Raw genomic sequence first — 13,829 nt, 5'->3', positions numbered from 1 at the left:
GCGGCTCAGCCCTGGCGGGAGACCGGGCGGCGCTTCGCGGCGGCCTGCTTCGAAGCGGCCTTCTTCGCCGCGGCCTTCTTCGCCGGCTGGACGGCGGCCTTGCGGTTGCTCTTCTTCACCGGCGCGACCTTGTGGAAGCTCATGAGTGTTCCTTTCCCCTGCGTTTTCTTATGCGCGTTTTATGTGAACCACCTGGCACCTCATAGGAGCCAAGTATGCGTAAGCCTTTACGGCTGTGAATCAGATCAGCCCTTGTTGCCGACCGGACGGCGCTTCTGCGCGGCCTTCTTCGGCGTCGACTTGGCGGCCTTCTTGGCGGTCTGAGCAGCGGTCTTGCGGGTCTTCTTGACCGGGGTGACCTTGTGGAAGCTCATGATGTTCTCCTTCGTTGTTTGCGTTGGTGTCGTTCGCTGTCGACATGGAAAACACTACGGGACGCCAGCACCGAAAAGCGCCGATTCCGCTGAGACCTCGATTAATTGGAGCTGAGATCAGATTTCAGGGAGGAAAGGGAACCAGGCGGGAACTGACACAGAATTTAGGCAGCGAAAAGCCCGGCAGGGACACCGCGTGTCCCTGCCGGGCCGGGAGATCGGAGGCGGCAGGCGCTACCGCACGATCGTGATGCGGTCCGCCGCCGGCGGCGCCAGCGGGGCGGACGCCGACGAGTTGGCCGTCAGGTACCGCTCCAGCGCCGTCAGGTCGTCCGCGCCGACGACGTCGTTCGTGCCCTGGCCCAGGGTCGTGAACCCGTCACCGCCGCCCGCGAGGAAGCTGTTGCCGGCGACCCGGTAGGTGGCCGCCGGGTCGATCGCCGCGCCGTTCAGCCGGATCGAACCGGTCACCACCCGGTCCGCGCCCGTCTTCGTCAGGTCGAGGGTGTACGTCAGCCCGTCCGACACCTGGAGGATCTTCGGCGCCGCCTCGTTCACCCCGCTCACCTGCTCCTTGAGCACCTGGACCAGCTGGGCGCCGGTGAGGTCCTGGAGGTTGACGGTGTTGGCGAACGGCTGCACCGCGAAGCCCTCCGCGTACGTCACCACCCCGTCGCCCTCGGCGCCGCTCGCCGCGTAGGTCAGCGGGGCGCGGATGCCGCCCGGGTTCATCAGCGCGAGGTCGGTCTCCGGGTCCAGTTCCCTGCCGTGGGCGAGCTGCGCGTCGGCGATCAGGTCGCCGAGCGGGGACTCGGTGCCGGTGTTGCCGATGTCCCCGGAGATCCAGCCGACGGCCCGGTTGCCGATGGGCGCGGCCAGCGCGTTCCACTTGCCGATCAGCGCGGTCATGTCGGGCGCCTTGGCGACGTCCCGGGTGACGACGTGGTTGGCCGACTCCACCGCCGTACGGGCGATGTCACCCGTGCGGCGGTCGTAGGTCAGCGTGGTGTCGGTGTAGAGGCGGCCGAAGGAGGAGGCCGAGGTGACCATGCGCGGGTTGCCCGCCGGGTCGTCGATCGTGCAGACGTACGCGTTGTGGGTGTGGCCGGTGACCAGCGCGTCCACCTGGGGCGTGACGTTCTTCGCGATGTCGACGATCGGCCCGGAGACGCCGTCGCCCGCGCCGGGCGAGTCGCAGTCGTAGTCGTAGGAGGAGGACGCCGGGTAGCCGCCCTCGTGGACGAGGGCGACGATCGACTTCACGCCCTGGCGCTGGAGCACCTTGGCGTACTTGTCGATCGTCTCGACCTCGTCCTTGAAGGCGAGGCCCTTGACGCCCTCGGCGGAGACGATGTCCGGGGTGCCCTCCAGGGTCACGCCGATGAAGCCGATCTTGACGCCGTTCTTCTTCCACACCCAGTAGGGGGCGAGGACCGGCTTGCCGGTCTTCTCGTCGAGGACGTTGGCGGCGAGGTAGGGGAAGTCGGCGCCCTTGAACTCCTTGTCGGTGTAGCAGCCGTCGGTGGGGTGGCAGCCGCCGTTCTGGAGCCGGGCCAGCTCGGTGGCGCCCTCGTCGAACTCGTGGTTGCCGACGGAGGTGACGTCCAGGTCGAGCTTGTTCAGCGCCTCGATGGTGGGCTCGTCGTGGAACAGCCCGGAGATCAGCGGGGAGGCGCCCACCATGTCGCCGCCGGCCGCGGTGATGGAGTACGCGTTGCCCTCGCGGGCCTGGCGCAGGTGGGTGGCGAGGTACTCGACGCCGCCCGCGTCGACGGTCCCGGTCGTGCCGTCCTCGTGGGTCTCGGTGACCCGGCCGCTGGAGCCGGCCGGCGGCTCCAGGTTGCCGTGCAGGTCGTTGAAGGAGAGGAGCTGGACGTCCTGGTAGCGGCTCTGCTGGTGCCCGTGACCGCGACCGCCCTCCTCCCCCGCGCCGGCCGGCAGCGCGGCGGCGGTGAGCGAGCCCACGGTGAGGGCTCCGACGGCCACCGCCAGCAGACGGGTGGTGCGGCGTCTGCGGCGCGGATCGTGCGGCGCGTGTGTGTGGGCTGGTGGCATGACGGCCCCCTGTGGGTGCGCTGGGAACAGGTGGACGCAGCCTAAGGTCGACGCGCGTAGCGCGACAGGGGGGCGCGGGTCACATCCTGGTTTACGCCCCGTCGCCGTCGCACCGCCCCCGGCCGGGCCGGGCGCTCTACCCTCGTACGCATGACCAGCGACGACACCCTGCGGCCCGGCCGCCTCCGCTCGATCGACACGTACGACGCCCTCACCGCCGAGCAGACCGGGGCCGTCCTGGCCCTGCTCGCCGAGGCCGCCCGCACCGACGGGCAGCAGGCCGTGTCCGAGCAGGGCCGGCTCCACCTGCGCGGCGAGCCCCGCGAAGGCGTCTCGCACCTCCTGCTCACCGTCGGCGACGAACTCGTCGGCTACGCCCAGTTGGAGGGCACCGACCCGGTGGAACCGCCGGCCGCCGAACTGGTCGTGCACCCCTCCCGGCGCGGGCACGGCCACGGGCGGGCGCTGGGGTCGGCGCTGCTCGCCGCGTCGGGCAAGCGGCTGCGGGCGTGGGCGCACGGCGGTCACTCCGCCGCGCGGCACCTGGCCCAGGTCCTCGGCATGACGCTCTTTCGCGAACTGCGCCAGATGCGGCGCCCGCTGACCGGCCTCGACCTGCCCGAGCCGGTGCTGCCCGAGGGCGTGACCGTCCGGACCTTCGTGCCCGGGCAGGACGACGCGGCCTGGCTCGCCGTGAACGCCGCCGCCTTCGCCCACCACCCCGAGCAGGGCTCGCTCACCCAGCGCGACCTGGACGACCGCAAGGCCGAACCCTGGTTCGACCCGGCCGGTTTCTTCCTGGCCGAACGGGAGGGCGAGCCGGTCGGCTTCCACTGGACGAAGGTGCACGCGGAGGAGGGGCTCGGCGAGGTGTACGTCGTCGGGGTCCGCCCCGACGCGCAGGGCGGCGGCCTCGGCAAGTCCCTCACCACGATCGGGCTGCGGCACCTGGCGGAGCGGGGGCTGCCCACGGCGATGCTGTACGTCGACGCCGACAACGGGGCGGCGGTGTCCGTGTACGAGCGGCTGGGGTTCGTGACGTACGAGACGGACCTGATGTACCGGACGGAGACGTGACCGGGCGGGGCGGGCGGGGCTGGTGGGAGACGGCGCGGTGGGGCGCCTCGCGCTCCTGACCGGCCGCCATCTGTCCGTTTCTGGCCGTTATCTGTCCGTCCCTGGACGAGACTTGCCGTCCCCGGCCGGGATCTGCCGTCCCCGGCCGGGACCCGGCCGAAGCCGCCGCCACCCCACCCCACCGGCACCCGGCACCCGGCACCCGGCCAAGTCCACCGGCCCCACCCGCCAATTCCCGGCCAACCCCGCCACCATCCCCACCGCAGCGGCTCCCGCGCGGACACCGCCCACACCGCCCACACCGCCCCCCACTGCCGCCAGGACGACGGCCCAGCGGTCGTGGGACTCCGCCCAGCGCGGGTCGCCGCTCGGGACGAACACCGCCCAACCGCCCGGCACGAACAGGGGTTGATGACCGCCGCGATGAGCAGGACCGTCGCCACGGCCCGGCCCGGCCCGGGCGGGTCCGGTCGGTCAGCCGGACCACCGCCGCCGCGGCGAGCGCCAGCAGGGCGACGGCCCCCGCCTCCCGGGTGATGCCGCCGGCCGGCGGACGTACGTCCGTGGGGGCCAGGAAGAGCACCGCCGTCCACCACAGCGCGGCCAGGGGCGCGACCAGCGCGGCCCGCGGTGCCTGCCGGGCCGGGCGCGGGACCGGGACGGCGGCCGTGGTGTGCCGGGCGGGGTCGTCCAGGAGGGACGCCAGGCCCAGCCCGCCGGCCAGCGCGGCGCCGCGCAGCGCGAGGAGCACCGCGCTGGACGTCGGTTCGTCGCCGGTCCACCGCGCCACCGCGACGAGCAGCAGCCCCACGGCCCCGGCCGCGCCCAGCGCCACCCACGGCACCGTGCGCCCCACCGGCCGCACCAGCTCCGCCACTCCGCCCTTCGCCCGGCCCTTCGCCCCGCCCTTCACGGCCGTCACGCGCCGCCTCCTGTCCCTCGTCAGGCGCCGCACGAGTCGGCCTCGTCCGGTCCGGCGGCCCCGCACCGCCCACGACGAAAGCGCACCCGAACACCCGACCCCCCGCCCGCCCACGCCGGAACCCCCTCGGATCCCGCACCCACACCCACCCCACGACGAAACCCCCCTCGGCCCCCGCACCCGCACCCGCACGACGGCGGGAGCGGGTCGTGGGGGTGCGGCGCAGCCCGCCGCTTACCCGGTCGCCACAGAGGTGACGACTCCCCCCACCCGGGCGTCCATCCGGCGGCGGGCTCGCCGCACCCCCACGACCCCGACCCACCCACCACCCCACACGCCCCGCGCACCCCGTGCCCCGCGCACCCCGCGCCCCGCGCACCCCGCGCCCCCCGAACCCGCCGGAGGCACCCCGCACCCCCAAGCCGCCCCCCGCTATCCCCCACGCCATCTCCCCGTAACCATCGATTCAGACGGGCTTGCGACGCTCACCGAATGAAGCCCGCCGTGCCAGAGCCTTCGCCGCCCCCGGAGGGAACCGCGCACCCGCCCGTTCCTTCTGACGCGCCTGTCCCGCTCGGTGCGCGGAAGAATAGGTCCATGAGTCAGTCGAACCCCCAGGCAGAGGTCCAGCACAAGCAGCCCTCCGTGGGCTCCATCGCCGCGCACCGCCCGCACACGATCGCCGCCGTGGTCTCCGACCTGGAGCCCGATCTCGACTCCGACCCCGACGCGTACGAGGACGACCTGGACGAATTCCGGGCCACCCGCGACGGCACCGGCGCCGTGACCCCCCTCCCCCGGGGCCGCTTCCTCGACCGCGAACGCAGCTGGCTGGCGTTCAACGAACGCGTCCTGGAGCTCGCCGAGGACCCGGCCACCCCGCTCCTGGAACGCGCGAACTTCCTCGCGATCTTCGCCAGCAACCTGGACGAGTTCTTCATGGTCCGCGTCGCGGGCCTGAAGCGTCGCATCACCACCGGTGTCGCCACCCGCTCCGCCTCCGGCCTCCAGCCCCGCGAGATCCTGGAGATGATCTGGGCCCGCTCCCGCGAGCTGATGGCCCGGCACGCCGCCTGCTTCCACGAGGACGTCCTGCCGGCCCTGGCCGAAGAGGGCATCCACCTGGTCCGCTGGAAGGAACTCGCGGAGAAGGATCAGGGCCGCCTGTTCACCCTCTTCCGCCACCAGATCTTCCCGGTCCTGACCCCCCTCGCGGTCGACCCGGCCCACCCCTTCCCGTACATCTCGGGGCTGAGCCTCAACCTCGCGGTGGTGGTCCGCAACCCGGTCACCGGCCACCGCCACTTCGCCCGCGTCAAGGTCCCCCCGCTGCTCTCCCGCTTCCTGGAGGCCTCCCCGGGCCGCTACGTCCCCATCGAGGACGTGATCGCCGCCCACCTGGAGGAACTCTTCCCCGGCATGGAGGTCCTGGAGAGCCACGCCTTCCGGGTCACCCGCAACGAGGACCTCGAAGTGGAGGAGGACGACACCGAGAACCTCCTCAAGGCGCTCGAGAAGGAACTGATGCGGCGCCGCTTCGGCCCCCCGGTCCGGCTGGAGGTCGAGGAGAGCATCGACCGCGAGGTACTGGACCTCCTGGTCCGCGAACTCAAGATCACGGAAGCCGAGGTCTACCCCCTCCCCGGCCCCCTCGACCTCACCGGTCTCTTCCGCATCCACAGCCTGGACCGCCCGGAGCTGAAGTACCCGAAGTTCGTCGCCGGCACCCACCGTGACCTGGCCGAGGTCGAGTCCGCCTCCGCCCCCGACATCTTCGCCGCGCTCCGCAGCCGCGACGTCCTCCTCCACCACCCGTACGACTCGTTCTCCACCTCCGTACAGGCGTTCCTGGAGCAGGCCGCCGAGGACCCGGACGTCCTCGCCATCAAGCAGACCCTCTACCGCACCTCCGGCGACTCCCCCATAGTCAACGCGCTCATCGACGCCGCCGAGGCCGGCAAGCAGGTCCTCGTCCTGGTCGAGATCAAGGCCCGTTTCGACGAGCACGCCAACATCAAGTGGGCCCGCAAGCTCGAAGAGGCCGGCTGCCACGTCGTCTACGGCCTGGTGGGTCTCAAGACCCACTGCAAGCTCTCCCTCGTCGTGCGCCAGGAGGGCGAGACCCTCCGCCGCTACAGCCACGTCGGCACCGGCAACTACCACCCGAAGACGGCCCGCCTCTACGAGGACCTCGGCCTGCTCACCGCCGACCCGCAGGTCGGCGCGGACCTCTCCGACCTCTTCAACCGCCTCTCCGGCTACTCCCGCCGGGAGACGTACCGCCGTCTCCTGGTCGCCCCCAAGTCGCTCCGCGACGGCCTGGTCTCCCGTATCCACAAGGAGATCCAGCACCACCGGGCCGGCCGCCCGGCGCACGTCCGCATCAAGGTCAACTCGATGGTCGACGAGGCGGTCATCGACGCGTGCTACCGCGCCTCGCAGGCGGGCGTCCCGGTCGACGTGTGGGTGCGCGGCATCTGCGCGCTGCGCCCCGGTGTGAACGGCCTGTCGGAGAACATCCGGGTCCGTTCGGTCCTGGGCCGCTTCCTGGAGCACTCCCGGATCTTCGTCTTCGGCAACGGCGGTGAGCCGGAGGTGTGGTTCGGCAGCGCCGACATGATGCACCGCAACCTCGACCGCCGGATAGAGGCCCTGGTCCGGGTCACCGACCCGGCGCACCGGGCGGCCCTGGGCCGCCTGCTGGAGACCGGCATGTCCGACACCACCGCCTCCTGGCACCTCGGTCCGGACGGCGAGTGGACCCGGCACGCGACCGACGCGGACGGTCACCCCCTGCGCAACGTCCAGGAGATGCTCATAGACGCCCGGAGGCGCCGGCGTGGCACAACGACACCTTGAACCGACGCACCCCCCGTCCCGGCCGGCCCCGTCCGGCCCGCCCCCGCCGCCCGGCCCGGCGCCGGCGGACAGCTCTGCGCAGGTGGACAGCTCGATGCAGGCGGACAGCACCACACGGCCGGACGGCACCACCCGGCCCGGCGGCACCCTCCAGGCGGACACCCCGGCACGACCGGACACCCCGGGCCGACCGTCCGGCCCGGCCCGGTCGTCCGGCCCGGCGGACGGCCCGGCGGACGCCGACGCCCTCGCCCGCTACCTGCGCGCCCAGGCCACGGAGTTCCTCCGCGCCCTGCGCCTGCACCGGGAGAACGGCGCGGGCGCGCACGCCGCGGACGGCTCCGTCGACGCGGCCCGCGCCCTGCGCCGCGCGGCCCGCCGGATCAGCGGCAGCCTGCACACCTTCCAGGCGCTGCTCGACGGCGACTGGGCGGAGAACATCCGCCCCGAGCTGGCCTGGCTGTCGGGCACGCTGGCGTTGGAGCACGCGTACGCGTCCCGGCTGGAGCGCCTGCTCCAGGCCCTGCACCGGCTGTCGGGCGGCTCGGCCTTCCCGGACCCGCCCCCGGGCGTCCCCGCCCAGCAGACGGCCGGACCCGAGCGCGGTGCCCTCACCGTGGGCGCGGCCAAGGCGGGCGCCCTGCTGGACCGCCAGCTGACCCTGGCCCGCACCCGGGCCCACTCCACGGCGCTCCAGGCCCTGGGCAGCAGCCGCTTCCACGCGGTCGCCGACAAGGTCGCCGTCCTGGCCAGCGACGTCCCGCTGGCCAGCGGCGCGGCCGGCGCCGACCTGCGCCCGCTGGCCGCCGCCGCCGAGGAGCGCCTCACCGACGCCGTGGCCGCGCTGCCCCTGGTCACCGCGGGCAGCCCGTACAACGCGGAAGCCCTGGTCCACGGGCTGTCCCCGGACCCGGCCCCGCACCCCCAGGATGCGCCCTGGCACCAGGTGCGCCTGCTGCTGCGCCTGCACCGCTACGCCCGTGAGGCCGTCACCGGCGGCGACGCCCCCGTCGGCGTACGCCTGCTCGCGGCCGGTGAGGCGCTGGACCGGCACCGGGACGCCGCGGAGGCCGCCGCGGCCGCCGCCCAGGCCGCCCGCACCCCGCGGATCGCCCCGGCGACGGCGTACGCGCTGGGCGTGCTCCACGCCGACCAGCGGCATGAGGTGGAGGCGGCGCGGTACGCGTTCCAGCACTGCTGGCGCAAGGAAGCGGTCGGCACACCGTAGGCGCCCGGCCCACCGCGGGTCCGGCACGGAGGCGAGGGGGCAGGAAGCAGTGGACATCCCCGGCGGTACGACGGTCCTGGCGGCCGGCTGCGTCCTGTGGCGCCGCTCGCCGGTCACCGGCGGGACGGAACTGTGTCTCGTCCACCGGCCGAAGTACGACGACTGGTCCCACCCCAAGGGAAAGCTGAAGCGCGACGAGGACGCCCTCGCCTGCGCCCTGCGCGAGGTCGCCGAGGAGACCGGGCACACCGCCGCGCCGGGACCCGAACTGCCCACCGCGCGCTACCTGGCCGACGGCCGCCCCAAACAGGTGCGCTACTGGGCCGCCGAGGCCGTCTCCGGGACGTTCGTCCCCAACGACGAGGTGGACCGCGTCCTGTGGCTGGCCCCCGACGCCGCCCGGGCCCGGCTCACCCGCCCGCGGGACCGCGCCCTGGTCGACGCCCTGCTGACCGCGGTCCGCCTGCCCCGGCCGGAATGACAGCCCACCGGAATCACCCCGTGTCCTCGACGTAAGCGTTCCGTGACCTCACCGCACCGTCCCCAGGGGTTCACCGTGCGTTCATGTATGGCCATCGGCGCCTTCACCTGTTCTGCCTAATTTCGGCCTTACCCGATACGGGTCGCACCTGGAAAACGCGTCCGTATCACCCAGTTTTCCCATCCAGTCCCCAAGCACCAGTCTTCGCACGCCGCCGAATCAGGACGGCGGCTCCAGGAAGGACATTCCTCAAGTGAAGCTTCAGCGCATGAACCGGCGGGCCCTCGCTCTCGGTGCTCTCGCCGTCTCCGGCGCCCTGGCCCTCACGGCGTGCGGCTCCGACGAAACCGGTGACACCGGCAGCGGCGACTCGTCGGCGAGCGCCAAGGCCGGCAACATCGACTGCGGTGACGCCTCGGGCCAGCTGCAGGCGTCCGGCTCCTCCGCCCAGAAGAACGCGATCGACGCCTGGGTGAAGCAGTTCGCCGCGGCGTGCAAGAACGTGCAGATCAACTACAACCCGACGGGTTCGGGCGCGGGCATCACCGCGTTCACCCAGGGCCAGACCGCGTTCGCCGGCTCGGACTCCGCGCTGAAGCCCGAGGAGATCACGGCCTCCAAGAAGGTCTGCTCCAACGGCCAGGGCATCGACCTGCCGATGGTCGGCGGCCCGATCGCCGTGGGCTACAACGTCCCCGGTGTCGACTCGCTCACCCTGGACGCGGCCACCCTCGCCCAGATCTTCGACAGCAAGATCACCAACTGGAACGACGAGGCGATCGCCAAGCTCAACCCCGACGCCGAGCTCCCCGACCTGAAGATCCAGGCGTTCCACCGCTCGGACGAGTCCGGCACCACGGACAACTTCACCAAGTACCTGAAGGCCGCCGCGCCCGACGACTGGAGCTACGAGCCGGGCAAGTCCTGGGAGGCCAAGGGCGGCCAGTCCGCCTCCGGCTCCTCCGGCCTCGCGCAGCAGGTGACGCAGACCTCCGGCGCCATCTCCTACTTCGAGCTGTCCTACGCCGAGGGCGGCATCAAGACGGTCGACATCAAGACCGAGGCCGCCGAGCCGGTCAAGGCCACCGTGGAGAACGCCACCGCGGCCATCGGCGCCGCCAAGGTCGTCGGCACCGGCAAGGACATGGCGCTGGAGCTGGACTACACGCCGTCCACCGCGGGCGCCTACCCGATCACCCTGGTGACGTACGAGATCGTCTGCGACAAGGGCAACAAGGCGGAGACCCTCCCCGCCACCAAGGCGTTCCTGAACTACATCGCCTCCGAGGACGGCCAGGGCCTGCTCGCCGAGGCCGGCTACGCCCCGATGCCCGACGAGATCATCACCAAGGTCCGCGAGACCATCTCGGGCCTGAGCTGACCCGAGTGCGGTCAGGTCCCCCGGTCCCTCCGGGGGACCTGACCGCACCGTCCGGTGCACCGCCGCCAGGAGCCCCCGACACGCGGGCGGCTCAGCAGACCGGAGAACCCGATGGACATATCGACACAGAATCCCGCAGCTCCACCGAGCCCCCAGCCGACCGAAGCCGACCAGAAGCGGGCCGCCCGCGGCGCCACCCGCCCCGGAGACCGGATCTTCCTCGGCCTCTCCCGCGGCTCCGGCATCTTCGTCCTGGTCCTGATGGCCGCCATCGCGGCGTTCCTGACCTACCGCGCCGCCAACGCGATCAGCAACGACGAAGCCAACTTCTTCACCACCTTCGAGTGGAACCCCACCGCCGTGCCGCCCGAGTTCGGCATCGCGGTCCTGGCCTTCGGCACCATCGTGTCGTCGATCATCGCCATGGCCATCGCGGTCCCGGTCGCGGTGGGCATCGCGCTGTTCATCACCCACTACGCGCCGCGCAAGCTCGGCGGCTCGATCGCCTACGTGATCGACCTGCTCGCCGCCGTGCCGTCCATCGTCTACGGCCTGTGGGGCGCCCTCGTCCTGGTACCGCACCTGATCGGGCTCTACGGCTGGCTGGACGAGTACCTCGGCTGGACCGGCGTCCTCGAATGGAACGACGGAGCGCCGCGCTCGCTGCTGACCGTCGGCATCCTGCTCGCGATCATGATCCTGCCGATCATCACCAACGTGAGCCGTGAGGTCTTCCGGCAGGTCCCGCGCATGCACGAGGAGGCCGCCCTGGCCCTCGGCGCCACGCGCTGGGAGGTCATCCGCATGTCGGTGCTGCCCTTCGCCCGCTCCGGCATCATCTCCGCCTCGATGCTCGGCCTCGGCCGCGCGCTCGGCGAGACGATGGCCGTGGCCATGGTCCTCTCCCCGAGCTTCGACATCACCGCCAGCCTGCTCGACCCGGGCGGCGGCACGTTCGCGCAGAACATCGCCAGCAAGTTCAACGAGGCCAACCCGATGGGCCGTGACGCGCTGATCGCCTCCGGTCTCGTCCTCTTCCTCATCACCTTGCTGGTCAACGGCGCGGCCCGCATGATCATCGCCCGCCGCAAGGAGTACTCGGGGGCCAACGCATGAGCAACGCCACTGTCACCGACCAGCGTCCGCCCAGCTCCCTCAAGGGCGCCACCCTGCCCAAGTGGTTCGCGTGGGCGGTCGCCGCGGGCGCGATCGTGCTGGGCATCGGCATCAGCTTCGCGGCCGGCCTGGAGAGCTCCATCCAGTGGGCGCTGATCGCCGCGGTCCTCTTCGTCCTCGGCACCTACGGCATCTCGGCCAAGGTCGAGGGCGGCCGCCAGGCCAAGGACCGGGTGGCGACCAGTCTCGTCTGGGTCGCCTTCCTCCTGGCGGTCATCCCGCTGGCCTCCCTGGTCTGGACGACCGTCAAGCGCGGCGTCAAGGTCCTCGACGGGTACTTCCTCTCCCACTCGATGGGCGTCATCGGCGACTTCGAGCCCGGCGGCGGCATCTACCACGCCATCCTCGGCACCGCCGAGCAGGTCGGCCTGGCCGCCGTGATCTCCGTGCCGGTCGGCGTGCTGACCGCGATCTACCTGGTCGAGTACGGCCGCGGCAAGCTCGCCCAGGCCGTCACCTTCTTCGTCGACGTCATGACGGGCATCCCGTCGATCGTGGCGGGCCTGTTCATCCTCAGCCTGTGGGTCCTGATCCTGGACATGGGGCCCTCCGGCTTCGCCGGTTCGATGGCGCTGACCATCCTGATGATCCCGGTCGTGGTCCGCTCCACCGAGGAGATGCTGAAGCTCGTCCCCAACGAGCTGCGCGAGGCGTCCCTGGCCCTGGGTGTCCCGAAGTGGCGCACGATCCTCAAGGTGGTCCTGCCGACCTCCATCGGCGGCATCACCACCGGCATCATGCTGGCCATCGCCCGCATCTTCGGTGAGACGGCCCCCGTGCTGCTGCTGGTCTGGGGCACGGACTTCATCAACGCGAACCCGTTCAAGGACGCGCAGGAATCGCTGCCGATGTACATCTACCTGCAGTACAGCGCCGGTTCCGAGCACTCGATCAACCGTGCCTGGGCGGCGGCCCTGACGCTCATCGCGTTCATCATGATCCTCAACCTGGTGGCCCGCGGCATCGCCCGCTGGAAGGCCCCCAAGACCGGTCGCTAAGGCCCTCCCGACCCGAAAGAAGCAGTGATTCACATGGCCAAGCGTATCGATGTCAGCGGCCTCAACGCCTACTACGGCTCCTTCCTGGCCATCGAGGACATCTCGATGACCGTCGAACCCCGCTCGGTGACGGCCTTCATCGGCCCCTCCGGCTGCGGCAAGTCCACGTTCCTGCGCACGCTCAACCGCATGCACGAGGTGACGCCGGGCGGCCGGGTCGACGGCAAGGTCATGCTGGACGACGAGAACCTGTACGGCGCCGGGATCGACCCGGTGGCGGTACGGCGTGAGGTCGGCATGGTCTTCCAGCGCCCGAACCCGTTCCCGACCATGTCCGTCTACGACAACGTGGCGGCCGGCCTGCGGCTCAACGGCCGGTACAAGAAGTCCGAGATGGACGACATCGTCGAGAGGTCCCTCAAGGGCGCGAACCTCTGGAACGAGGTCAAGGACCGCCTCAACAAGCCGGGCTCCGGCCTCTCCGGCGGCCAGCAGCAGCGGCTGTGCATCGCGCGGGCGATCGCGGTCGAGCCGAACGTGCTGCTGATGGACGAGCCCTGCTCGGCCCTCGACCCGATCTCCACCCTCGCCATCGAGGACCTGATCGGTGAGCTGAAGGAACGCTTCACGATCGTCATCGTGACGCACAACATGCAGCAGGCGGCGCGCGTCTCGGACCGTACGGCGTTCTTCAACCTGGCGGCCGTCGGCCAGCCCGGCAAGCTCATCGAGATCGACGAGACGGAGCGGATCTTCTCCAACCCGTCGGTGCAGGCCACGGAGGACTACATCTCCGGCCGCTTCGGCTGAGCCTGCCCCTTTGGTCCCTCGCGGTGCTGCATGGCGGTGCCACCGTGAGGAATGGGCCCGCCCCTGGCTCCCGGGGGCGGGCCCCTTGCGTGTGCCTGCGGCGCTTGGGCGGGGGGTGCCTGCGGCGCCTGTGCGGGTTCGGTGGGGTGCGGGGTGCCTGCGGCGCTTGGGCGGGGGGGTGCCTGCGGCGCCTGTGCGGGTTCGGTGCGTGTGTGCCTGCGGCGCCTGTGCGGGTTCGGTGGGGGTGCGCGTAGCGCCCGGGGTGCGGTTCGGGGTCGGGGGGGGGGGGGGGGGGGGGGGGGGGGGGGGGGGGGGCGGCGGCGGGGGGGGCGGGGGGGGGGGGGGGGGGGGGGGGGGGGGGGGGGGGGGGTGTCCGTCCTCGGAACGGCGCGGAATCGGTCTGCTACGGGGGTGGAGCGGGTTGACGCGCCAACCGCTGCGGGCGGACACCCCCCACCCCGTCCCCTT

At 72.0% G+C, this 13,829-nt stretch carries 11 protein-coding genes; 8 read left to right on the top strand and 3 right to left on the bottom strand.

What is annotated here, in order from left to right; all coding sequences use genetic code 11:
• Positions 1-5: 5 nt before the first annotated feature.
• The 3 genes from ACY1JF_RS22440 to ACY1JF_RS22430 form a co-directional block, all read right to left on the bottom strand.
• Complete coding sequence (locus tag ACY1JF_RS22440; protein WP_462706994.1) at positions 6-143, bottom strand: hypothetical protein; 138 nt, start codon at positions 141-143, stop codon at positions 6-8.
• A gap of 102 nt (positions 144-245) precedes the next feature.
• Positions 246-374 carry a hypothetical protein gene (locus tag ACY1JF_RS22435; RefSeq protein ID WP_462706993.1) on the bottom strand — a complete coding sequence of 43 codons (129 nt, stop codon included), beginning with the start codon at positions 372-374 and terminating at the stop codon, positions 246-248.
• A 234-nt stretch (positions 375-608) separates the two neighbouring features.
• On the bottom strand, positions 609-2,429 hold the full coding sequence (locus tag ACY1JF_RS22430) for a bifunctional metallophosphatase/5'-nucleotidase (protein WP_462706992.1): 1,821 nt from the start codon (positions 2,427-2,429) through the stop codon (positions 609-611).
• 150 nt (positions 2,430-2,579) lie between these two features.
• Between ACY1JF_RS22430 and mshD the strand changes: the two genes are divergently transcribed.
• The 8 genes from mshD to pstB all read left to right on the top strand — a co-directional run bounded on the left by mshD (position 2,580) and on the right by pstB (position 13,361).
• On the top strand, positions 2,580-3,506 hold the full coding sequence (gene mshD, locus ACY1JF_RS22425) for a mycothiol synthase (protein ID WP_462706991.1): 927 nt from the start codon (positions 2,580-2,582) through the stop codon (positions 3,504-3,506).
• 1,414 nt (positions 3,507-4,920) lie between these two features.
• On the top strand, positions 4,921-7,287 hold the full coding sequence (locus tag ACY1JF_RS22420; protein ID WP_462706990.1) for an RNA degradosome polyphosphate kinase: 2,367 nt from the start codon (positions 4,921-4,923) through the stop codon (positions 7,285-7,287).
• 94 nt (positions 7,288-7,381) lie between these two features.
• A complete protein-coding gene (locus ACY1JF_RS22415) occupies positions 7,382-8,515 on the top strand; it encodes a CHAD domain-containing protein (RefSeq protein WP_462706989.1) in 1,134 nt (377 codons plus the stop codon).
• A gap of 49 nt (positions 8,516-8,564) precedes the next feature.
• Positions 8,565-8,996 (top strand): NUDIX hydrolase, encoded by a 432-nt coding sequence (locus tag ACY1JF_RS22410; protein ID WP_462706988.1) that lies wholly within the window; start codon positions 8,565-8,567, stop codon positions 8,994-8,996.
• Between the two features lie 253 nt (positions 8,997-9,249).
• Positions 9,250-10,377, top strand: coding sequence for a phosphate ABC transporter substrate-binding protein PstS (gene pstS / locus ACY1JF_RS22405; RefSeq protein ID WP_462706987.1), 1,128 nt, complete (start codon positions 9,250-9,252; stop codon positions 10,375-10,377).
• 111 nt (positions 10,378-10,488) lie between these two features.
• The gene (gene pstC / locus ACY1JF_RS22400; RefSeq protein ID WP_462706986.1) at positions 10,489-11,493 is read left to right on the top strand and encodes a phosphate ABC transporter permease subunit PstC; all 1,005 of its coding nucleotides are present in this window, start codon (positions 10,489-10,491) and stop codon (positions 11,491-11,493) included.
• The gene (pstA, locus tag ACY1JF_RS22395; RefSeq protein WP_462706985.1) at positions 11,490-12,551 is read left to right on the top strand and encodes a phosphate ABC transporter permease PstA; all 1,062 of its coding nucleotides are present in this window, start codon (positions 11,490-11,492) and stop codon (positions 12,549-12,551) included. The genes pstC and pstA overlap by 4 nt, the downstream gene beginning before the upstream one ends.
• 33 nt (positions 12,552-12,584) lie before the next feature.
• Positions 12,585-13,361 (top strand): phosphate ABC transporter ATP-binding protein PstB, encoded by a 777-nt coding sequence (pstB, locus tag ACY1JF_RS22390; RefSeq protein WP_462706984.1) that lies wholly within the window; start codon positions 12,585-12,587, stop codon positions 13,359-13,361.
• Positions 13,362-13,829 lie beyond the last annotated feature (468 nt).

The sequence above is a fragment of the Streptomyces sp. SYSU D01066-1 genome (assembly GCF_054956795.1).
This window is presented reverse-complemented; position numbering and strand designations above follow the sequence as displayed.